Here is a 20,404-nt window from a genome sequence, read left to right as displayed (position 1 = left end):
GCGCGCTCAGGGCATGATCCCCTGCACGAACCACCCCTGCCCCGGCGGCGCGCGCAACACCCGAAACAGCCACAGCCGGGCGCCCGCCGTCGTCTCGACGCGCCAGTAGTCGCGCGCGCCCGCCCGCCAGGCGGGGTCGTCCAGCCACCATTCGGGCGCGATGCGCTCGGGGCCCGAGACGCGCGCCAGCTCCAGAACCCGTCCGCGCCAGCGCAGCCGGACGGGCGGGCGCTCGGCCCCGCCACCCCCTTCGCCCCCCGCCGCGCCGCCATCGGCCGCCCGGCGCGCGCCGCCCCTCTCGGCGTCCGGCTCCGCCGCCGCCAGAGGCTGCGCGGGCTCGGGCGTCAGCAGCGCCGCGGGACGGGGCGCGTCGGGCGGCGGCCAGCCGCCCGCATGCGGCTCGCTCCAGGCCGCCGCGAGCAGGCGGGCGGCGCGCTCGGGGATGTGGCTGTCGCCCGGATGCAGGCGGAACAGCCGCTCGATCCCGATGCGCGCGCCAAGCCGCCCCAGCAGATCGGCGAAAGCCGCCTCGGCCGCCTGCGCGTCCTGCTGCGCCTGCGGGCCGTGGCGGCGGCGCATCGCCGCCGCCTGCGCGTCGAGGCAGCCGCGCACCCGCCGCGCCGACAACGGCTCGGTCATCGTCGCCTCAAGCCGCACCGCGTCGACGCCGAAACCGGCCTCCAGCCGCGCAAGCGCGGCGTCGAACAGCGGCAGGATCCGCGCCGGATCGCGCATCGCCTGCGCCAGCCCCAGCTCCTGCGCCTGCGCGCCGCCGTCGGCGCGGCGGATCTCGAGCCGCAGCCGGCGCGCGCCCCGCCCTTCGGCCTCGAGGCGGGCGCACAGACGCTCGAGCAGACGCTTCAGCGCCGCCTCGATGTCCGCGCGCAAGCCGATCGGCTCGGGCAAGGTCAGGCGCACGGCGAAAACCGGCGCGGGGCGCGCGGGCGAAACGGGTTCGGGCTCGGCCCCCAACGCCTGGTCCAGGCGGCGCGTCAGCTCGACGCCGAAACGGCGCGCCAGCGCCGCGCGCGGCATGCCCGCGATGTCGCCGACGCGGCGCAAGCCAAGGCGCGCCAGGGCCCGAACCGTTTCCTCTGGCAGACGCAGCGCCGCCGCCGGCAAGGGCGCAAGCGCGGCGCGCAACGTTCCCGGCGGCGCGATCGCCGCGCCATCGGGCGACGCGGCCCCGAAACGCGCCAGCGCCCAGGCGCCCCCGCGCGTATCGGCCACCGCCAGCCGCGCCGTCAGTCCGCGCGCGCCCAGCTCGCGCAGCATCAGCCGCGCCAGCGCCGCCTCGCCGCCGAACAGATGCGCGCAGCCCGTCACATCGGCGATCAGCCCGCCCTCGCCGGGCGGTCCGTCCTCGATCGCGGCCCAGGGGCTGAAGCGCCCCGCCCAGCGCAGCAGCGCCGCCAGCAGCCGCGCCTCGGCCGCGGGGTCGCGCCAGGCCACGGCCAGCGCGGGATGCAGCGCCCGCGCATCGGCCAGCGTAATGCCCGCGCGCAGCCCCAGCGCCAGCGCCGCCGCGTTGACCGAGACCGCCGTCGCCGCGCCGCCGATGGGCGCGATCAGCGCGAAGGGCGCGTCGGCGTCAAGGCCGGCGCGGCGCAAGGCCCGCTCGGCCCCCATATGCGGCAGCCACAACGACAGGATGCGCCGCCCGCGCGGCGCAGCCGAGGCGGGCGCATGGGGCGCGTCGGGCGCGGGCGGGGAATCGATCATGGACATGCGCGGGGAACCTTTTGTTCCTTTTATGTTCTCATTCTGCCCCGTCTCGCCGCGCCTGCCAAGAGGCGCTTGCGCCGGGCCGGGCGGCGCGCCATCCTCGCGCCCCGACCCGATCCCGACCCGTTCCGCGCCCGGCCCCGCCGCGCGCCGCCGCAGGAGAGCGCATGACCCCGCCGAGCTTCGACTTCGCCACCGCCGCCCGCATCGCCTTCGGCCCCGGCGCCGCCGCCCAGGCCGCGCCCGCCATCCGCGCGCTCGGACGGCGCGTGGCGCTGGTCACCGGCGCCGATCCGCGGCGCGGACGCTGGCTGGCCGAGGCGCTCGAGTCGCTGGGGGCCGAGATCCTGCCCGTCAGCATTCCCGCCGAGCCCACCGTCGCGATGATCGAGGAGGCCGTCGCCCGCGCGCGCGATTTCGGCGTCGAGGCGACGGCGGGCCTTGGCGGCGGGGCGGCCATGGATGCGGCCAAGGCGATCGCCGGCCTTGTTCCGCAGCCGAGCGGCGTCATGACCCATCTCGAAGTGGTCGGCGAGGGCCGCCCCCTGACCGCGCCGCCCCTGCCGGCGGTCGCCATCCCCACCACCGCCGGCACCGGCGCCGAGGTCACGCGCAACGCCGTGCTGGGCGTGCCCGAGCATGGGCGCAAGGTGTCGCTGCGCGATCCGGGGCTGCTGCCGCGCCTGGCGGTGGTGGATCCCGAGCTGACCCGCGGCGCGCCCCGCGCGGTGACGCTGGCCAGCGGGCTGGACGCGCTGACCCAGGTCATCGAACCCTACCTTTCCTGCCGCGCCAACCCGCTGACCGATGCGCTGTGCCGCGACGCGATCCCGCGCGCCATGCGGGCGCTGCGCGCGCTGATGGAGCCGGCTCCGGGCGCGGTCGCCGACGATGCGGCCGCGCGCGCCGACATGGCGCTGGCCAGCCTGTTCGGCGGCCTGGCGCTGGCCAATGCCGGACTTGGCGCGGTGCATGGCCTGGCGGGCGTGGCGGGGGGGCGCGTCGGCGGCGCCCACGGGGCCATCTGCGGCCGCCTTCTGCCTCATGTGCTGCGCGCGACGGGCGAGGCGCTGGCCGAACGGCCCGACGCCCGCGCGCAGGCGCGGCTGGACGAGGTCGCCGCGTGGCTGGGCGCGGCGCTCGAGGCGCCGGCGCCCGAGGCCTTCGACGCCCTGCAGGCATGGATCGACGCCCAGGGCCTGCCGCGCCTCGGCGCGCTTGGGCTCAGCCCCGAGGACCACGCGCCGCTGGCCAGGGAATCGCTGGCCTCGTCATCGATGAAGGGCGCGCCGGTCGCGCTGGAGACGGGCGCGCTTATCGCGATTCTCGAGGCCGCTTCCTGAACCGGGACCGCCGCCGCCAGGCGCCCCGCCCGCCGCGGCGACCGAGCGGCCACGCTCAGCGCGGCCGCGGCCTGGGCGCGGGCGCGCGCAGCGCCGCGGCGGGCGAGACCGCGCCCATGCGCAGCTGCGAAGCCACGGCCACGCCGCCGCCCGGCTTGTCCGGGGGGAACTCGGCGCGCAAGGGCGCCGCGCGCGAACGGCTCGCCCGCAGCTCGGCCGCCGCCGCCGCGGGAACGACGGCCTCGCCCAGCTGCGCCAGCAGACCGGCGGGCGGTGTCGGCCGCAGGGCCGGCGCCGGCGCGCGGGCGACGCGCCCCGTGGGCGCGCCCGGCCGGATCACCGCCACGTCGCGCGGCGCGCGCTTGAAGCCAAGGTCGAGCAGCTGCGCCACCTTCTGCGTGCGCTGCCGCGACGAGCGCGCGCCGAACACCGACACGATCACCCGCTTTTCTCCGCGATGGGCCGAGGCGACCAGGTTGTAGCCCGAAGCCGCGGTGTATCCGGTCTTGATCCCGTCCGCGCCGGCATAGGAGGAAAGCAGCCGCCGGTTCGTCGCGTATATCGTGCGCCCCACGGCGCGGGTCTTCTTGCGGCCGAAGATGTTGTAATACTCGGGGTGATCGAAGAACAGCCGCCGGCCCAGAATGGCCATGTCGCGCGCCGTCGACAGATGCCCGGCCTCGGTCAGCCCGTGCGGGTTGCGGAAATTGGTGCGGGTCATGCCCAGCGCCTTGGCCTTGCGGTTCATCATCTGGGCGAAACGCTCCTTCGAGCCGCCCACCGCCTCGGCCAGCGCCATGGCCGCGTCGTTCGCCGACTTGACCGCCGCCGCGCGGATCAGATCGCGCACGCGCACCAGCTGGCCCGGCCGCAGCCCGATGCGCGACGGCGGCTGGCGCGCCGCCAGCGCCGAGACGCGCACCTTCTGGTCCAGCTTGAGCCGGCCCGACTTCACCGCCTCGATGGCCAGATAGATGGTCATCATCTTGGTCAGCGAGGCCGGCGGCAGGGGGGTGTCGGCATTCCTTGCGTAAAGCACCTCGCCGGTGCGGGCGTCCATCACCAGCGCCGCGTATTGCGCCGCCCGCGCCTCGGGCGCCAGCGCGCCCAACAGCGCCGCCGCCGCCACGAATGCGCCCAGCATCAGCCTTCGCGCCGCCTTGATCATGCCTGCCCTCGTACGCTGCTCTTCACGTTTTCGCCTCGCGCGTGCCGGTGGTCGCGAGTTTTCCTCATCTTCCGCACGCGCAAGGCAGCGTAACATGCTGCGCGACGTTCTGAAAATGGAAATCGGGCCGAATTCGCGCAACCAATGGGCGATTTTGCCTTGCAGCACGCCATTGACGCACCGCAACATCGTCACCATATTTACCCAGCGTAAAGAGATGTGAAGAATCGCGTTCCAGGCGCCGTTTCCGCGCCCGACAGACCGCCCGAAGCACCGGAGATCATGATGACCGCCGCCGAAAAGATCGCCGCCCAGCCCCATGTCGCCATCCCCTCGGCCGACGAGGCCCGCGCCGCCGCCGCCCGCCAGGCCGAGTCGCTCGCCCGCTCGCTCGAGACCCTCGCCCGCTACGGGCAGGGCAACGTGGATGCGCTGCTCGCCGCCTCGAACGTCGCGGCCAAGGCCGCCGGCGAGATGAACGCCGAAGCGCTGGCCCTGGCGCGCGAGACGATCGAGGAGAGCCTGACCGCCGCGCGCGAGCTGACGGCGGCGCGCAGCCCCCTCGACGCGCTCGAGAAGCAGGCCGAATTCGCCCGCCGCGCCTTCGAGAGCGCGCTCGGCCACGCCACGAAGATGAACGAGATCGCCCTGACCGCCGCGCGCGCGGCCGTCGAGCCCGTGGCCGAGCGCATCGCCGCCGCCGGCGAGCTGGCGCAGACCGGACGGCGCTGACCCGCGCCGCCCCCGCGCGCGTCCGGCCCCGGGCCGGGCGCACGCGATCGAATCCGCGATCGAATTCGGGCGCGCGAGCGGAGGCGAATGCGCGCGCCCCCTTTTCCCCGGGCGACCGCATCCTATAATATGTTCCCGGGCGGCGCCGTGCCGCCGGAAACTCCAGCGATCGGCCGACATGACCCCGACTGAAGACCTGCGCGCGGCCCGCATCCTTTCGGCCGCCGACCACGACAAGGACGACGCGCCGGGCGCGCCGTCCACCGATCTGGCCGTGGCCGCCAAGCCCAGGCCCAAGCGCCCCAGCATGTACAAGGTGCTGATGCTGAACGACGACTACACGCCCATGGAGTTCGTCGTCCACGTGCTCGAGCGCTTCTTCGGCATCGGCCACGAGCGCGCCGTCGAGATCATGCTGACCGTTCACCGCAAGGGCGTGGCGGTGGTCGGGGTGTTCTCGTTCGAGGTCGCCGAAACCAAGGTGATGCAGGTGATGGACTTCGCCCGCAAGCACCAGCACCCGCTTCAATGCACCATGGAGAAGGAGTGAAGGGCGCGAAATATTTCGTGATCGCGGCTGGCGCCCTTGACCCTTCGATTACAAATCCGAAGTCTAATGGAGACGATGGTTGCGCACCCCGGCGCGCCGTCGCTCCCGCCGCGCGACCTTGCGCGGCCGCATGCAGAAGGTGACGCCCATGCCCTCGTTCACGAAAACCCTTGAGGAAGCCATTCACAACGCTCTGAGCCTGGCGAACGAGCGCAAGCATGAGCTCGCCACGCTTGAACACCTCCTGCTCGCCCTGATGGACGAGCCGGACGCGGCGCGGGTCATGCAGGCCTGCGGCGTGGACATGGACGCGCTGCGCGCCTCGCTGACCCGGTTCATCGACAACGAGCTCGACGCCCTGGTGTCCGAGGTGGACGGCTCGCAGGCCGCGCCGACCACGGGCTTTCAGCGCGTGATCCAGCGCGCGGCGATTCACGTGCAGTCCTCCGGCCGCAACGAGGTGACCGGCGCGAACGTGCTCGTCGCCATCTTCGCCGAGCGCGAATCGCACGCCGCCTATTTCCTGCAGGAGCAGGACATGACCCGCTACGACGCGGTCAACTTCATCGCCCATGGCGTGGCCAAGAACCCCGCCTTCGGCGAACCGCGCCCCGTGCGCGGCGCCGAAGAGTCCGCCTCGCAGTCCGCGCCCGAGCGCGAGAAGGGCGACGAGGGCGCCCTGGCCAAGTATTGCGTCAACCTCAACGAAAAGGCCCGCGAAGGCGGCGTCGATCCGCTGATCGGGCGCGAGGCCGAGGTCGAGCGCTGCATCCAGGTGCTGTGCCGCCGGCGCAAGAACAACCCGCTTCTGGTCGGCGATCCCGGCGTCGGCAAGACCGCCATCGCCGAGGGGCTGGCGCGCAAGATCGTCGACGGCGAGACGCCCGAGATCCTGTCGGGCGCCACGATCTTCTCGCTCGACATGGGCGCGCTGCTGGCCGGCACCCGCTATCGCGGCGACTTCGAAGAGCGGCTCAAGGCCGTGGTCAAGGAGCTGGAGCAGCACGAGGACGCCATCCTCTTCATCGACGAGATCCACACCGTCATCGGCGCCGGCGCCACCTCGGGCGGGGCGATGGACGCCTCGAACCTGCTCAAGCCCGCGCTGCAGTCGGGCACGCTGCGCTGCATGGGCTCGACCACCTACAAGGAATACCGCCAGCACTTCGAGAAGGACCGCGCCCTGTCGCGGCGCTTCCAGAAGATCGACGTCTACGAGCCCTCGGTCGAGGACACGATCAAGATCCTGCGCGGCCTCAAGCCCTACTTCGAAGAGCATCACGACATCCGCTACACCGCCGACGCCATCAAGACCGCGGTGGACCTGTCGGCGCGCTACATCCATGACCGCAAGCTGCCCGACAAGGCCATCGACGTGATCGACGAGGCCGGCGCCGCCCAGCACCTTCTGCCGGCCGGCAAGCGCCGCAAGACCATCACCCCCAAGGAGATCGAGGAGGTGGTCGCCAAGATCGCGCGCATCCCCCCCAAGACCGTCTCGAAGGACGACGCGCAGAACCTGCGCGACCTCGAAGGCAGCCTCAAGCGCGTAGTCTTCGGACAGGACGCCGCCATCGAGGCGCTGGCCTCGGCCATCAAGCTGTCGCGCGCGGGCCTGCGCGAGCCCGAAAAGCCCATCGGCAACTACCTGTTCGCCGGCCCCACCGGCGTGGGCAAGACCGAGGTCGCGCGCCAGCTGGCCGCCACTCTGGGGGTCGAGATGCTGCGCTTCGACATGTCCGAATACATGGAGAAGCACTCGGTCAGCCGCCTGATCGGCGCGCCTCCGGGCTATGTCGGCTTCGACCAGGGCGGCCTGCTGACCGACGGCGTCGACCAGCACCCGCACTGCGTGCTGCTTCTGGACGAGATCGAGAAGGCCCACCCGGACGTGTTCAACATCCTCTTGCAGGTGATGGACCACGGCAAGCTGACCGATCACAACGGCAAGACGGTGGACTTCCGAAACGTCATCCTCATCATGACCTCGAACGCCGGCGCGTCGGAGCTGGCCAAGAGCGCGATCGGCTTCGGCCGCGAGCGCCGCGAGGGCGAGGACGAAGCCGCCATCGAGCGCACCTTCAGCCCCGAGTTCCGCAACCGCCTCGACGCGATCATCAGCTTCGGGCCCCTGCCCAAGGAGGTCATCCTGCAGGTTGTCGAGAAGTTCGTGCTGCAGCTCGAAGGCCAGCTGATGGACCGCGGCGTGTCGATCGAGCTGACCCGCCCGGCCGCCGAATGGCTGGCCGACAAGGGCTATGACGAGCGCATGGGCGCGCGCCCGCTGGGCCGCGTGATTCAGGAGCACATCAAGAAGCCCCTGGCCGAAGAGCTGCTGTTCGGACGCCTGACCAAGGGCGGGCTGGTGCGCGTCGGGGTCAAGGACGGCAAGCTGGATCTCGAGATCCTGCCCAACGGCAAGGCGCAGATCCCGAACCCGAAGCCGCCGCTGCTCACCGCCGACTGAGCGGCGCGCGGCGCGCGAAAGCAGGCGGCCGCCCGAAAGGGCGGCCGTTTTCGCATGCGCGCGTCGCGGCAGCGCTTGCCGAAGATCGCTTGTCGTGCCTGAGGGGGTGGTACGCCCTACGGGACTCGAACCCGTGTTTCCGCCGTGAAAGGGCGGCGTCCTGGACCGCTAGACGAAGGGCGCTTCCGGGGCCTCTGATAGCGGCGCGTGCGGAAGGTTGCAAGCCCGAATTGCGCAAATCTTGCAGCGCCTTCGCGATCAACGCTCGGTCAGCTTCAGCTCGATGCGGCGGTTGCGCGCGCGCGCCTCGGGCGTGTCGGCGGGGTCGATCGGTTGGTATTCGCCAAAGCCCGCGGCGGCGAGGCGATCGGGGGGGAAGCCCTCGACCTCGATCAGATACCGCACCACCGACAGCGCGCGCGCCTGGCTCAGCTCCCAATTGTCGCGATAGCGCCCGCCCGGCGCGATGGGCACGTCGTCGGTGTGCCCGTCCACGCGCAGCACCCAGGGCAGCTCCGGCGGCAGCTCGGCCATGAGGCCGCGGAAAAGCTTGGCGAACTCGCTCAGCTGGCGGCGGCCGTCCGGGCCGATCTCGGCCGAGCCGGGGGCGAAAAGCACCTCGGACTGGAACACGAAACGGTCGCCCACCACGCGCACGCCCGGATGCTCGCCCAGGGCCTCCTTGATTCGGCCGAAGAACTCGGAACGATACTGCGCCAGGGTCTTGTTCTCTTCGGCAAGGCGGCGCGCTTCGGCGGCCAGACGCTCCTGCTCGCGCCGCTTGAGCGCCAGCTCGCGCGCCAGCGCCGCGTTCAGGCGCGAGCCCAGATTCTCGATCTGCACCTGCTGCGCCTCGTCCTTGGCGCGCGCTTCGTCCAGCAGGCTCTGGAGATTGGCGAGCTGGCGGCGCAGCTCGCGCAGCTGTTCGTTGAGCAGCGCCACCCGCCGCGCCTGATCGGCCGAGGCCTGGCGCTCTTCGCTCAACTGGCGCTCGGCCAGGGCCAGGGCCGCCTCGCGGCGCGACAGCGCCTCGGCCTTGGCGTCCAGCTCGCCGCGCGCATCCTGCAAGGCCTGCTCGGCCTTGCGCCGCGCCGCCTCGGCCGCGGCGAGCAGGGTCAGCGTCTCTTCCGCCTTGCGCCGCTGCTCCTCCAGCGCAAGCGTCGCGGCGGTCAGCTCGTCCTGCGCGCCGGCCAGCTTCTTGCGCAGCGCCTCGGCGGCGGCGGCCTCGATGGCGCGGGCCTTCTCGGCCTCGGTCATGCGCTTTTGCAGCGCGGCGAGGACGCGCTCCTTCTCTTCGGCGGTCAGGCGCAGCTCGGTCAGGGCCTTTTCGCGCTCCTCGAGCCGGTCCTTCAGCCGCGCCGCCTCTTCGGCGCTGCGGGCGGCGGCGGCGCGCTGGCGTTCAAGCTCGGCGTCGCGCGCCTCGGCCGCCGCCAGCAGGCTGGCGATCGAGGCTTCCTTGTCCTTGGCGTCCTTGCGCAGATCGGCGACCATGGCCTCGAGCGCGGCGCGGCGCGCGGCGGCAAGGCGGGCGGCCTCGGCCTGGGCGTCGATCTCTTCGCGCAGGCGCGCCAGGGACAGCTGCAGCGCCTCCTTCTCGGAAATCTCGCGCGCCTTGGCCCTTTCAAGCTCGTCGATGGCGGCGCGGGCCTTGGCCAGATCGGCCTCGGCGGCGTCGGCGCGCCCGGCTTCGGCGCCGGCCTGCCGGCGCGCCGCGTCCAGATCGCGCGTCAGCGCCGCGACGCGGCCCTGCGCGCGCTCAAGATCGGCGCTCAGCGCAGCGACCTGGGCTTCGAAGGCGTCGTTGCGCGCGCGCGCGTCGTCACGCTGGCGCGCGACCTTCTCCAGCTCTTCGCCCAGCCGCGCGCGGTCGGCCTCGGCCTCGGCCAGGGTCGCGCGCAGCACGTCCAGCTGCGCGCTCAGCCCCTCGGCGCGGCGCTGCTCCATGGACAGGGTCGAGGCCAGTTCGGCCAGCTCCTGCGTCAGGATGTCCAGCTCGCGATCCTGGCCGGTGATGGTGTCGCGCAGGACGAACTGGATGATCATGAAGATCGACAGGACGAAGATCAGCACCAGGAGCAGCGCCGTCATCGCATCGACGAAACCGGGCCAGACATTGGCCTCGAAGCGGCCGCCGCCGCGCCGGCGCAGCGCCATCTCAGCGCTCCCCCGTTTCGCCCGTCAGGGCCCGGGTCAGGCGCGCAAGATCCATGCGGATCTCGGCCACGGCGTCCTGACGGCCGGCGGACACCTCCTCGAGCAGGCGCATCAGCTGCATGTCGATGTTGCGCAGCCGCAGGCGCGCCTCGGCGTCGGCCTCGAGCGCGTCCTCGCCCTCGGCGCGGCGCTCGAGCAGCTGGGCGATGCGCTCCTGCGCCGCGGCGATGCGGTCGAGCCGCCGCGCCCCCTCCTCGTCGGCGCCGCGGCGCGCAAGGGCGGCCAGGGCCTCGTGATCCTCGCCCATGCGCATGGCCAGCTGGCGCACGGATTCGGCCAGCTGCGCGACGCCGCTTTCGGCCTGGGCGCGGCGCTCTTCGGCCTCGCGCATCAACGCGGCCAGCTCCTGCACCTGCTCGGCGCTGCGCTCGGCCAGCTCCAGCGCCAGCGCGCCGGCGCCCGCGCCCCCCTCCTCGCCCGCCAGGCTGATGCGGGTGATCGAGCTCAGCCACTCTTCCAGCTCGCGGTAGAAGCGGTTCTGCCCATGGCCGGCGAACAGGTCCAGAAGCCCCACCACCAGCGAACCCGCAAGGCCCAGCAGCGACGAGGCGAAGGCCGTGGCCATGCCCTCGAGCTGATCGTTGAGGCCGGCCATGAGGTTGTTGAACACCTCCATCGAGCCCTCGCCGTCTTGCGGAGAAAGCGAGCGCATCGTGTCCACGATGCCGGGGACGACGTTCGACAGGCCCCAGAAGGTGCCCAGAAGGCCGATCAGGATCAGCAGGTTGGCGATGTAGCGGGTGATGTCGCGCATCTCGTCCAGCCGCGTCGCCACGGTGTCGAGAATCGAGCGCGCCGAGGTCGCCGTCAGCGCGGCGCGCGCGCGCCGGTCGCGCAGCAGCGCGCTGAGCGAGACCAGCAGGCGCGGCGGTTCGACGAATTCATGGCCCGGCCGGTCGATGGCGAAGCCTTCAAGCCAGCTGACGGCCGCGATCAGCGTCGTCACCTGCCAGAAGCAGGCCAGAACGCCCACGGCGAAGACGCCGGCGATGAAGCCGTTGAGGTAGGGATTGGCGTAGAAGACCTGCTGGATCGGTCCCTGCAGGAAGTAGACGCCCGTTCCGACCAACGCCAGGACCACGACCATCATCACGATCTGGCGGATGGGCTGCGAGAATTCGATCTGGCGTCCGTGTTCGGTCTTCATGCGCGATCCTGCCTGCGGTGGGCGCCGCCACCCGCGCGGGCCCTGTCCGCAAACGCCTAACAGATCGCGCGGCGCGGGCAAAGCCGCGCGACGCGCCGTTCAGCCGCGCAGCACCCTGGCGAAGCGCTCGAAGCCGTCGGCGTTGCCCGCCAGCACGTCGCCCGTGACCAGCGGGTTGGCGTCGGCATGGTTCAGGTCCTGCACGAAGCCGCCCGCCTCGCGCACGATCAGCACGCCGGCGGCGATGTCCCACACGTTCAGGCTGCGCTCCCAATAGCCGTCATAGCGGCCGGCCGCGACATAGGCCAGGTCGAGCGCCGCCGAGCCCATGCGCCGCACGCCCGCGCAGCGCGGCATGAGCCGCGCCAGGTCCTGCATGGTCAGCGCCAGATCGCCCGCGTTCTTGGCGAAGGGAATGCCGGTGGCGAAGAGCATCTCGGTCATTTCGGTGCGGGCAGAGACGCGCAGCCGCCGGTCGTTGAGCCAGGCGCCGGCGCCCTTCTCGGCCACGAACATCTCGTCCTTGGCGGGGTCGAGGATGACCGCCGAGACGATCTCGCCCTTGTGCTCGAGCGCGATCGAGATCGCCCAGTGCGGCAGGCCGTGCAGGAAGTTGGTGGTGCCGTCCAGCGGATCGACGATCCAGCGCCGCGTGGGGTCCTTGCCCTCTTCGGCGTCGCTTTCCTCGGCGGTCCAGCCGTAATTGGGGCGCGCGGTCATCAGCTCGGTGCGGATGATCTCCTCGGCCTTGAGGTCGGCGCGCGACACGAAGTCGCCCGCGCCCTTGCGGCTGACCTGAAGGTTCTCGACCTCGCCGAAATCGCGCAGCAGGCTGCGGGCGGCCCGGCGGGCGGCCTTGATCATCACGTTGAGATTGGCCGATCCGACGCTCATCTTTCCTGTCCTTTCAACGGCCGCGCGGGCCATGAAGGGTCATGACCCGCGCAGGGCCCCGCAAGGGGCGCGATTCGACGGCCGGCGGCGCCGGCCCGCGGGGTCAGGCCCGCTCGACGTATTCCATGGTCTCGGTGTTGACCACCACGGCCTCGCCCACGCCGACGAAGGGCGGGACCATGATTCGCACGCCGTTGTCCAGCACCGCCGGCTTGAACGAGTTCGCCGCCGTCTGCCCCTTCACCACCGGCTCGGTGTCGGCCACCGTGCACACCACCTTCTCGGGCAGCGTGACGTTGAGCGCCTCGGATTCGTGATACTCGACGACGACGGTCATGCCGTCCTGCAGGAAGGGCCGGCGCTCGCCCAGAAGGTCGGCGGGCAGCTCGATCTGCTCGAAGGTCTCGGCGTCCATGAAGACCAGCATGCCGTCGTTCTCGTAAAGAAACTGCTGATCCTTCTGCTCGAGACGCACGCGCTCGACCTTGTCGGCCGAGCGGAAACGCTCGTTCAGCTTGCGCCCGTCGCGCAGGTTCTTGAGCTCGACCTGCGCGAAGGCGCCGCCCTTGCCCGGCTTGACGTGCTGGGTCTTGACCGCGACCCACAGGCCGCCGTCATGCTCGATAATGTTCCCCGGGCGGATTTCGTTGCCGTTGATCTTCATCGCTCTGTTCCATCTGCTCGCCGCGGCGCGGGGCGCCCGCCGCTCGGCCGGTCGTGGGCGGTATATCGTCGCCCGTGCGCGCCGGCAAGCGCCGGACGTCGCGCCGCGCAGGCGGGATCGTCACAGCCTTCGGTTGCATTAACCGAGACTTAACGAAGGTTAATATACTGTAAAACAACACATTTTTATCAATCTCAGGTTGACTTCTCCGCGAATTTGCCGCCATTCTTAACCACAGGTGAGCGGAAACCGAGCAGGAAAGGAGGCCAGAGATGCGCATGTCAGCCACGATCCTGACCGTCGTCGCCGCCTGCGCAGCGGTCTGGGCGCAGGCTTCGGGCCCCGCAAGCGGACGTCGCGGCGCGTCCGCGCAGGATCTGGAGCTGGCGGTGCAGGAGCTTGCCGGCCTGCGCGCGCGCCTGGGGCGCGACGCGGCCGCGGCCGGGCTGGTCGCCATCGAGGACATGGTGCTGGGCCGCGTCGCGCCCGAGGACGCCGCGCGCGTCACCTTCCGCGCGCGCGCCCTTCGCGCGGCGGACGGCGCCGCTGCAGGCGCCGGCGCCATCGGGGCGCCCATCTACGGACAGGCGACGCGGCTGTGCGACGCGCGCGCCGACGATCCCGAGTGCTGGCGCATCACCTTGCTTGAAATCGACGGCCGCCCGGCGCCCGTTCCGGGGTCGGCGCAATGACCGACGTTTCCGCCGCCCCCCTCGGCGCCGCCGCGCCAAGCCCGCTCGATCCGGGCGATGCGGTCGCCGCCGCGCTGTGCGCGCGCGTTCACGCCGTTCCCTGCGCCGAGGATCATGCCCTTCCGCCGCGCAGGCCGGGACCGCGGGTCATCGCCTTTCTGAACGCCCATGCCGTCAATCTGAGCGCCGCAAGCCCCGACGCCGCGGCCGCGTTCCTGGGCGCGGACCTTTTGCTGCGCGACGGAATCGGCGTGAAGATCATGATGCGCCTGCTGGGCTTCGATCCCGGCGCCAACGCCAACGGCACCGACCTGATCCCGCGCATCGCCGCGGCGCGCGGGCGGCGCGTGGCGCTTTACGGCGCCCTGCCCGGCGTGGCCGAAGAGGCCGCCTCGGCGCTTCGCGCGCTGGGCGCGCGGGTCGTCGCGACGCGCCATGGCTACCATCCCTCGGCCGATTACGAGAAATGGATGCTCGAAGACGCGCCGGATCTGCTGATCCTGGGCATGGGCGCGCCGCGGCAGGAGATCCTTGCCGACACGCTGCGCGCGCGCGCGCGCGTCGCGGGGCTCGACGTCGACATCGTGTGCGGCGGCGCGATCCTCGACTTCCTTTCGGGCCGCAGCCGCCGCGCGCCCCGCTGGATGCGGGCGGCCGGGCTGGAATGGGCGCATCGTCTGATCATGGAGCCCCGGCGGCTGGCCCGGCGCTATCTGCTGGGCAACCCGGTCTTCCTGATGCGCGCGCTGCGCCTGGCCGCCGCCCGGCGCATCGAGCTGGGCGAATCAGCCGACGGCGCGCGCCGCTGAACGGCGCGCCGCCGCGCCCGCGCGCGCCCAGACCGGCAGCGCCATCGCCGCGCCCGCGATCAGACCCTGCCAATTCATCTGCGTGAGCTGGTTCGCCTCGAACATCGACCAGACCAGATGCGCGATCGCCAGGGCGCCGCATCCCGCCAGCGCCGCATCGCCGCCGGGCCGCAACGTGCGCAGCGCCGCCGCGACGATGAAGCTCCAGTGCAGCGCCCAAAGGCCCGCGCCGATCACCCCCGTCGTCAAGAGCGCCGTGATCCAGCCGTTATGCGCGCCGCGCGCGTTCCATCCCAGCACGTCGGGGATCGAGGCCGCCTCGGGCCGCGACCAGAACCCGAAGAAACCGTGCCCGATCAGAGGCCGCGCCTCGACATGCGGCCAGAGCAGGGCCCACAGCTCGGTGCGGCCGTTCAGCGTCATGTCCTCGCCCAGCGCCGCCAGCGTCGCCGGCAAGGTCGCCCCGAGCGCCGCAAGCCCGGCCAGCGCCGCCGCGCCCACCGCCCAGCCGCCATAGCGCAGCCCCGCCAGCCCCACCACGCTCAGCGCCAGCGCGCCTCCCAGAAGCAGCTGCCCCAGCGCCACCGACGATCGCGCCGCCACCAGCGCCGCCGCGATCGCTCCGACGCCGAGCCATAGCCGCGCCCTGCCCTCGCGCGGCGCAGCCGCCGCCTCGAACAACGCGGCGACGAAGGCGTAGGAGAGCACCTGCGCAAGGTGGTTCTTCTCGATGTAGATCCCCCGCAACGCGCCCGTGTTGACATGCTGCCCGAAGGCGTAAAGCGGCGCGACGACCGCCATGACGGCCGACGCCGCGACCACGACAAGTCCCATCAGCCGGATCGACCCGAGCAGCCCCAGCGGGCCGAGGCGCATCGCCGCCGCGCCGCCGAAAACAAGAATGATCGCATACTGGACCAGCGCGACGCCGCCCTTGAGCGGCGAGGGGCTCCAAAGGCATGAGGCGGCGAACCAGGCGGCGGCGAAGAGCAGCACTGGCTGCGCCAGCAGAACGCGCCGCGCCGCTTCGCGCCAGCGCCAGATCTGGATCGCCATGCACAGATAAAGCAGCGCCCAGACCATGCGGCGCGCCTGCTGAACCGCGGTGTAGTCGGTGTTCCACTCCGACCAGCCATGGATCAGCAGCGGATAGAGCGGCGCCGTCGCCGCAAGAAGAATGAGCGCGACGCCCCAGACCGCCGATGGATCAACCGCGTTCGTCGGCTTTTGGGGCGTCATCCGCCTCCCCTCCGCCCGCTTCGGCCAGGGCCCGCACCCGCCGCGCCGGAGCGCCCGCCAGGATGGATCCGGGCGGCGCGTCGTCGCGCAGGATCGACAACGGCGCAAGGACCGACCCCGCGCCCATCCTCGCCCACACGAACGAGAACGGGCCGATGAAGCATCCGTCCCCGACGACGCCCGAACTGAGCGGCGCGCGCGGGCGCTCGGGCTTGGCACGATAGCCGACGCAGGCGCCATGCGCCATGGTCACGTTCCGGCCGATCCGCGCGCAGGGCAAGATCACCACTCCGAAACCGTGCAGCAGCCGGAAGCCGGGGCCGATCTCGGCCTGCCAGGCGATTTCGGCGCCGATGCTCAGGCAAGCCCAGCGGTGCCAGAGCGCGGTCAGAGGAATCAGCGCGCGGATCCAGCGGCGCCGCGCCAGCCGCGCGGCGCGGTAGAAGCGATAGGAGCAGACGACGCGGAAGGTCTTGTGCATCAGCGCATCGCGCAAGATGCGCCGCGCCGAATGCCCGGCGCCCGCCAGGCGCGCGTGATCGGCGCGGATGGCGGCCCGCAGCGCGCTGAGGCCGCGAAGCTCGTCCAGCTCGTCGGCGGCTGCGGGCTCGGCGCTCCACCCGTCGCGCCGCAGCGCCCAGTGGAACAGGCCAAGCCGCGCCAGGGCGCCGCAGAGCATCGCCGCCGCGGCTCCCGCCCCGCCAAGCGAGGGCGCCGCGGCCGCGGCGGTCGCCGTCGCCGCAATGGCCGAAATCCACTGGATGCGCAGCTCGCGCCGCCCCCTGCCCGCGCCGATCAGCGCCTGTCCAAGGGGGGCCTCGAGCGCCTGAACCATGGCCGCCCCAAGCAGCAGGGCCAGCATCGGCGCGGCCGCGGCAAGCTCGTCGGCGCGATGCGGGGCCACAAGCGGCCCGACGCCAAGCCAGACGGCCATGAGCGCGGCCGAAACGCCCGCCGCCGCGCCAAGCGAGACCAGCTGCGACCAGCGCGCGACGCGGCGCGCGCCTCCGCGCCCGGGCGCCAGCATGGCGACGTTGAGCGCCGGCGCCGCCGCCCCATTGGCCCCCGAAGCCGCGACGCGCGCCGCCTGCGCCATCGTCATGCAAAGACCGAACATCCCCAACGCGCTGTCCGGCGACCAGAACGCCAGCAACAGGAAAGGCCCCTGCACCGACCAGCCGCGCGCCATCAGCGACGCGGTAAGCGGCGCCGCCTCGCTCAACCACTTCAGCGGCGCGGGAAAGCGCGCCGGGCCCAGGGCCCGCGCCAGCGCCCGCGTCTGCAGGAAGGCCGCGACGGTCATGGCGCCGCTCTGCAGCCAGGCCGCCTCGAGCGCCGAGGACGCGCCGCCCAGCGCCAGCGTCGCCGTCGCCCCGGCCGCCGCGGCGGCTGCAAGACCCATGGGCGCATAGGCCCAGAACGGCCTGTCCAGGGCGCGGGCCGCCTGCGTGCCATGAAACAGAACGGCGATGGCGGGCAGCCCGGCCAAGGCCGCGCCGCTGACCGCATCGACCCCCGGCGCCGCCAGCCCGAGGACCGCCCCGAGCGCCCCGATCCCGACCGAGACGAGCGTTCCGAGCGCGAAATGCCCCGCCGCCGCGGCCGGGCGCCCCGCGGCGCGCAGCTGCGGAATCCGCCGCATCGTCGTCACCGAGAACCCCAGCGAGGCGAGCGGCGCCAGAAGGAGGACAAGGCTGCGCGCATGCGCAAAGGCGCCGAACGCCTCGAGCGGCAGCGCCGCCGCCAGCACCCACATGGCCGCGAGCGCGCCGCCCCGGCCCGCGGCCGCCAGCGCCACCCCCGCCGCCGCGCGGCGCAGCCTGGGCGTCTGGGACACGGAAGCCGCCGTCATGCGCGCGCCAGCCTCAGCATGCGCCCGCGCATGTCGCGCGAGGTCAGCGCCGCCCCGGCGTAATAGGCGCCGGCCAGCAGGCTGCGCCCCAGAAGGCTGCCAAGGCCCAGCCCCTCGGGGCTTGGCGGCGCGTAGCCCATCGCCGCCGCCTCGGCGCCAAGGGCGCGCCGGGCGACCCAAAGCTCGGCCCGCGTCAGGCCCGCCCCCGCGCGCGAGGCGTTGCGCGGCAGCTCGTCCGGCGTCGGCGCGGGCAGCGCAACCCCCAGAAATCGCGCCAGCCCCGCCATGACCCGCCCGGGATCGGCCAGAAGATCCTCGTAGCGCAGCGCGTGGACGGCTTGCGGATGGCGCGCGCTCAACCGCCGCAGGCTGCGCGCCGAAGCGGCCCATGCGCGCGCCTGCAGGGCGGGATGGTAGCGCGCGCGCCCGCGGCCCCAGTATTCGGGCAGGTGCTTGTACGAGCGCAGCACCGCGTAGGGATCGCGCATCAGGAAGACGAAGCGCGCGGTCGGAAAGGCCGAAAGGATCTCGTCCGCGCGCAGATGGTCGGGGGGCGTGTTCCACCCGTGGAACGCGCGCCCCTGCGCCGCGGCGCGCAGCATGCCGCCCCAGATCTCGGCCCAGCCGCCGGCCTGGACGCGCGACGCACGCGCAAGCGCCTCGGGCGAGATCACGGCCGAGCGGTGCAGCGGCGCGGGCGGCGCGCTCACCGACCGCCGGCGCAGGATGTCGAGGCAGGCGGCGCGATAGCGCTCGGCCGCGTCGGGGCGCGGCGCGCGGGTCAGGCCCAGCTCGTCCGCCGCCTGCAACGCGTAAGCGTCGTTGATCATCAGCCCCCCGGCCCGATTGAGCATGGCTGCAAGCAGCGTCGATCCGCTGCGCGCCTGGCCGACGAGCACCACGGGGCCGACGCCCGCCCCCTCACTGGGCGAAATATTCGCTGAACCGGCCATACCGTCCGCCTCCGTCCATGTTGTCGGCCTCGCGGCGCGAGGCGCCCGTCAGCGCCAGCCCCGCCGTCTCGACCCCGGCGTCGAGAAGAATGCGCAGCGCGGCGCGCGCGTCGGCGCGGGTCGTCTCGCCCCAGCGCGCCACGAAGACCGCCGCATCCGCGAAGGCCGCGATCACGCGCGCGTCGCTCACCGCCAGCAGCGGCGGCGTGTCCAGCACCACCACGTCGAAGCGCCCGCGCAGCTCGCGCATCAGCGCCTCGAAGGCCGGGCCGGCAAGCGCGTCGGCGCGCGTCGCCGGCGCCTCCTGCGAGGGCAGGATCGACACCCCCGTGCGCCGGTCCTCGCGCAGCGCCGCCTCGAGCGGCGTCTCGCCCTCGAGCACGGCCAGCAGATCCTCCTCGGCCGACAGCCCGTAGCGGCGGGCCTGCGTGGGCCGGCGCAGGTCGCAATCGACCAGCGCCGCCGAGCGCCCCATGCGCGCGCAGCTCTCGGCCAGAAGCGCGCTCAGCGTCGACTTGCCCTCGGCCGGTCCGGCCGAGACGACCGCGATCACCCGCGGCCCCGAGCCCGGCGGCGCCAGCGCCGCGCGCAGCTCGCGCACCGCCTCGCCCAGCTCCGAGCCGGGGCGCTTGCGCACATGCTCGACCGGATCCTCGCGCCAGCCCGGCGCGCGCGGAAGCGCGGCCAGGACGGGCAGTCCGGTCTCGGCCTCGGCCGCCTCGAGCGAATGCCACACCCCGCCCAGCGACTCGCGCAAGAGGGCCAGCGCCCCGCCCGCGGCAAGGCCGCCCATCAGCGCGAAGCCCAGGATCAGGGGCGCGTTCGGAAAGGCCGGACGCAGCGGCGGCGCGGCCGCGCCGATCAGCCGCGCGTCGGGCTGCTGCAGGCCGGTCTGGGCGTTGGTCTCCTTCAACCGGGCGAGGAACGAGTCGTGCAGCTCGCGGATGGCGGCCGCCTCGCGCTCGAGCCGGCGCAGCTCGGCGTCGGCGCGCGACTGCGCCTCGGCGCGCGCGCGCAGATCCTCGAGCGTGTCGTGCAGCGCCGCGCGGCGCGGCGAGCCCTCGGGCAGGCTTTCGAGCATCCGCGCCATGTCCTCGATGCGCGCGCGCGTGTCCTCGGCCTTGCCGGCCAGAAGCTCGGCCCGGCGGGCGCGCGCCGCGGCCACGGCGGCGTCGGCCTCGGCCAGGCGCGCGGCCAGCTCGTCCAGCCGGCGCGAGAGCCATTGCGAGGCGCGGCGCGTGGCGTCGAACTTGGCTTCGAGCTGATCGACGATGTACTGGTCGGCGATGGCGTTGGCGATCAGCGCCGCCTTGTCGGGATCGGCGCTTTCGAAGCGGATGGCGATGACGCGGCTCAGATCCTGCTGCGAGACGCTCAGCCGCTTGCGCATGGCGGCGATGGTCTCGAGCAGCGCGCGCCGCGCCTCGCGCTCGGGATCGGGGAAGCGCACGGGCGCGCTCCAGCCGGCCAGATCGGCCAGCGTCGCCTTGAGGCGCGCCAGCGCGCCGGGTTCGGCCGCGCGCGCCGGGCCCAGCTCGGGATCCTCGTGCAGGCGCAGCTTGCGCGCCACGCGCTCGAGCAGCTGCTGGGACTGGATCAGGCGGATCTCGGACTGCACCGCCTGCGCGTCGAGCGGCAGGGCGGGCATGACCTCGGCCAGATCGACCACCTGCGCGCGGCGGCTTTCGAGCAACACCTCGGCCATGGCGGCGTAGCGCGGCTCGAGCCGCGAGAGCACGGCCGCGGCGAAAAGCAGCGTCGCCAGCGCGACCCCGGCCACGGTCCACTTGCGCCGCCAGAGCGCCGAGACCAGCTCGGCCGCCGCGACCGCGGGCGGCGGCGAGCTGGGCGGCACGGGGGCGGCGTCCTCGAAGGCGCGGCGTCTTTGGTGCAGGGTCATGGCTGATCCGGGGCGCGGTTGTCCTTTCTCAGCGGTAAACCTGCACGGTTAACAA

General features: G+C 73.0%; 17 protein-coding genes and 1 tRNA gene. 7 read left to right on the top strand and 11 right to left on the bottom strand.

The window, feature by feature from the left end:
- Positions 1 to 6: 6 nt before the first annotated feature.
- Positions 7 to 1,728: a Y-family DNA polymerase gene (locus tag BMW67_RS12350; RefSeq protein WP_425433838.1), complete on the bottom strand. Its 1,722-nt coding sequence runs from the start codon at positions 1,726 to 1,728 to the stop codon at positions 7 to 9.
- Between the two features lie 164 nt (positions 1,729 to 1,892).
- Between BMW67_RS12350 and BMW67_RS12345 the strand changes: the two genes are divergently transcribed.
- A complete protein-coding gene (locus BMW67_RS12345) occupies positions 1,893 to 3,068 on the top strand; it encodes an iron-containing alcohol dehydrogenase (RefSeq protein ID WP_072747859.1) in 1,176 nt (391 codons plus the stop codon).
- A gap of 55 nt (positions 3,069 to 3,123) precedes the next feature.
- On the opposite strand, the gene BMW67_RS12340 is transcribed toward BMW67_RS12345, so the two are convergent.
- On the bottom strand, positions 3,124 to 4,236 hold the full coding sequence (locus tag BMW67_RS12340) for a D-alanyl-D-alanine carboxypeptidase family protein (protein WP_072747858.1): 1,113 nt from the start codon (positions 4,234 to 4,236) through the stop codon (positions 3,124 to 3,126).
- A gap of 94 nt (positions 4,237 to 4,330) precedes the next feature.
- Between BMW67_RS12340 and BMW67_RS16180 the strand changes: the two genes are divergently transcribed.
- The 4 genes from BMW67_RS16180 to clpA all read left to right on the top strand — a co-directional run bounded on the left by BMW67_RS16180 (position 4,331) and on the right by clpA (position 7,985).
- Positions 4,331 to 4,459 carry a hypothetical protein gene (locus BMW67_RS16180; RefSeq protein WP_256598392.1) on the top strand — a complete coding sequence of 43 codons (129 nt, stop codon included), beginning with the start codon at positions 4,331 to 4,333 and terminating at the stop codon, positions 4,457 to 4,459.
- Between the two features lie 62 nt (positions 4,460 to 4,521).
- The gene (locus BMW67_RS12335) at positions 4,522 to 4,968 is read left to right on the top strand and encodes a phasin family protein (RefSeq protein ID WP_072747857.1); all 447 of its coding nucleotides are present in this window, start codon (positions 4,522 to 4,524) and stop codon (positions 4,966 to 4,968) included.
- Between the two features lie 178 nt (positions 4,969 to 5,146).
- Positions 5,147 to 5,518: an ATP-dependent Clp protease adapter ClpS gene (gene clpS, locus BMW67_RS12330; RefSeq protein ID WP_072747856.1), complete on the top strand. Its 372-nt coding sequence runs from the start codon at positions 5,147 to 5,149 to the stop codon at positions 5,516 to 5,518.
- Positions 5,519 to 5,666: 148 nt separating this feature from the next.
- Positions 5,667 to 7,985, top strand: a complete 2,319-nt coding sequence (gene clpA, locus BMW67_RS12325; RefSeq protein ID WP_072747955.1) for an ATP-dependent Clp protease ATP-binding subunit ClpA — start codon at positions 5,667 to 5,669, stop codon at positions 7,983 to 7,985.
- A gap of 107 nt (positions 7,986 to 8,092) precedes the next feature.
- Here clpA and BMW67_RS12320 read toward each other — a convergent pair.
- The 5 genes from BMW67_RS12320 to efp all read right to left on the bottom strand — a co-directional run bounded on the left by BMW67_RS12320 (position 8,093) and on the right by efp (position 12,904).
- A tRNA-Glu gene (locus BMW67_RS12320) sits at positions 8,093 to 8,168 on the bottom strand.
- A gap of 75 nt (positions 8,169 to 8,243) precedes the next feature.
- The gene (locus tag BMW67_RS12315; RefSeq protein WP_072747855.1) at positions 8,244 to 10,139 is read right to left on the bottom strand and encodes a peptidoglycan -binding protein; all 1,896 of its coding nucleotides are present in this window, start codon (positions 10,137 to 10,139) and stop codon (positions 8,244 to 8,246) included.
- A 1-nt stretch (position 10,140) separates the two neighbouring features.
- Positions 10,141 to 11,346, bottom strand: coding sequence for a biopolymer transporter ExbB (locus BMW67_RS12310; protein WP_072747854.1), 1,206 nt, complete (start codon positions 11,344 to 11,346; stop codon positions 10,141 to 10,143).
- A gap of 99 nt (positions 11,347 to 11,445) precedes the next feature.
- A complete protein-coding gene (locus tag BMW67_RS12305; protein WP_072747853.1) occupies positions 11,446 to 12,240 on the bottom strand; it encodes an inositol monophosphatase family protein in 795 nt (264 codons plus the stop codon).
- Between the two features lie 103 nt (positions 12,241 to 12,343).
- Complete coding sequence (gene efp / locus BMW67_RS12300; RefSeq protein WP_072747852.1) at positions 12,344 to 12,904, bottom strand: elongation factor P; 561 nt, start codon at positions 12,902 to 12,904, stop codon at positions 12,344 to 12,346.
- A 272-nt stretch (positions 12,905 to 13,176) separates the two neighbouring features.
- On the opposite strand from efp, the gene BMW67_RS12295 reads away from it, so the two are divergent.
- Both BMW67_RS12295 and BMW67_RS12290 read left to right on the top strand, forming a co-directional pair.
- Entirely contained in the window at positions 13,177 to 13,596 is a 420-nt protein-coding gene (locus BMW67_RS12295) for a hypothetical protein (protein ID WP_072747851.1), read from the top strand.
- Positions 13,593 to 14,405, top strand: a complete 813-nt coding sequence (locus BMW67_RS12290; RefSeq protein WP_072747850.1) for a WecB/TagA/CpsF family glycosyltransferase — start codon at positions 13,593 to 13,595, stop codon at positions 14,403 to 14,405. Before BMW67_RS12295 ends, BMW67_RS12290 begins: the two co-directional genes overlap by 4 nt.
- Here the strand turns inward: BMW67_RS12290 and BMW67_RS12285 are convergent.
- Genes BMW67_RS12285 through BMW67_RS12275 form a run of 4 tightly spaced genes read right to left on the bottom strand, consistent with a single transcriptional unit; the run spans position 14,382 to position 20,349 of the window.
- Entirely contained in the window at positions 14,382 to 15,644 is a 1,263-nt protein-coding gene (locus BMW67_RS12285) for an O-antigen ligase family protein (RefSeq protein WP_072747849.1), read from the bottom strand. The genes BMW67_RS12290 and BMW67_RS12285 overlap by 24 nt on opposite strands.
- On the bottom strand, positions 15,613 to 17,481 hold the full coding sequence (locus tag BMW67_RS15530) for an LbetaH domain-containing protein (protein ID WP_125459041.1): 1,869 nt from the start codon (positions 17,479 to 17,481) through the stop codon (positions 15,613 to 15,615). Before BMW67_RS15530 ends, BMW67_RS12285 begins: the two co-directional genes overlap by 32 nt.
- An 11-nt stretch (positions 17,482 to 17,492) precedes the next feature.
- Positions 17,493 to 18,449 (bottom strand): sulfotransferase family protein, encoded by a 957-nt coding sequence (locus BMW67_RS12280; RefSeq protein WP_072747847.1) that lies wholly within the window; start codon positions 18,447 to 18,449, stop codon positions 17,493 to 17,495.
- Positions 18,418 to 20,349: a polysaccharide biosynthesis tyrosine autokinase gene (locus BMW67_RS12275; RefSeq protein ID WP_072747846.1), complete on the bottom strand. Its 1,932-nt coding sequence runs from the start codon at positions 20,347 to 20,349 to the stop codon at positions 18,418 to 18,420. Before BMW67_RS12275 ends, BMW67_RS12280 begins: the two co-directional genes overlap by 32 nt.
- Between the last annotated feature and the right edge of the window lie 55 nt (positions 20,350 to 20,404).

This window comes from Oceanicella actignis, from assembly GCF_900111545.1.
Classification (GTDB): domain Bacteria; phylum Pseudomonadota; class Alphaproteobacteria; order Rhodobacterales; family Rhodobacteraceae; genus Oceanicella; species Oceanicella actignis.
Note: the sequence above shows the minus strand (reverse complement) of the source record. Positions and strands in the feature narration are given on the sequence as shown.

Coding starts and splice junctions, on each gene's coding strand:
- BMW67_RS12275 (WP_072747846.1), bottom strand. CDS start 20,349: ATGACCCTGCACCAAAGACGCCGCGCCTTCGAGGACGCCGCCCCCGTG.
- BMW67_RS12340 (WP_072747858.1), bottom strand. CDS start 4,236: ATGATCAAGGCGGCGCGAAGGCTGATGCTGGGCGCATTCGTGGCGGCG.
- BMW67_RS12285 (WP_072747849.1), bottom strand. CDS start 15,644: ATGACGCCCCAAAAGCCGACGAACGCGGTTGATCCATCGGCGGTCTGG.
- BMW67_RS12280 (WP_072747847.1), bottom strand. CDS start 18,449: ATGGCCGGTTCAGCGAATATTTCGCCCAGTGAGGGGGCGGGCGTCGGC.
- BMW67_RS12305 (WP_072747853.1), bottom strand. CDS start 12,240: ATGAGCGTCGGATCGGCCAATCTCAACGTGATGATCAAGGCCGCCCGC.
- BMW67_RS12335 (WP_072747857.1), top strand. CDS start 4,522: ATGACCGCCGCCGAAAAGATCGCCGCCCAGCCCCATGTCGCCATCCCC.
- BMW67_RS12350 (WP_425433838.1), bottom strand. CDS start 1,728: ATGTCCATGATCGATTCCCCGCCCGCGCCCGACGCGCCCCATGCGCCC.
- BMW67_RS12345 (WP_072747859.1), top strand. CDS start 1,893: ATGACCCCGCCGAGCTTCGACTTCGCCACCGCCGCCCGCATCGCCTTC.
- BMW67_RS12295 (WP_072747851.1), top strand. CDS start 13,177: ATGCGCATGTCAGCCACGATCCTGACCGTCGTCGCCGCCTGCGCAGCG.
- BMW67_RS12310 (WP_072747854.1), bottom strand. CDS start 11,346: ATGAAGACCGAACACGGACGCCAGATCGAATTCTCGCAGCCCATCCGC.
- BMW67_RS16180 (WP_256598392.1), top strand. CDS start 4,331: ATGCTGCGCGACGTTCTGAAAATGGAAATCGGGCCGAATTCGCGCAAC.
- clpA (WP_072747955.1), top strand. CDS start 5,667: ATGCCCTCGTTCACGAAAACCCTTGAGGAAGCCATTCACAACGCTCTG.
- BMW67_RS12290 (WP_072747850.1), top strand. CDS start 13,593: ATGACCGACGTTTCCGCCGCCCCCCTCGGCGCCGCCGCGCCAAGCCCG.
- BMW67_RS12315 (WP_072747855.1), bottom strand. CDS start 10,139: ATGGCGCTGCGCCGGCGCGGCGGCGGCCGCTTCGAGGCCAATGTCTGG.
- clpS (WP_072747856.1), top strand. CDS start 5,147: ATGACCCCGACTGAAGACCTGCGCGCGGCCCGCATCCTTTCGGCCGCC.
- efp (WP_072747852.1), bottom strand. CDS start 12,904: ATGAAGATCAACGGCAACGAAATCCGCCCGGGGAACATTATCGAGCAT.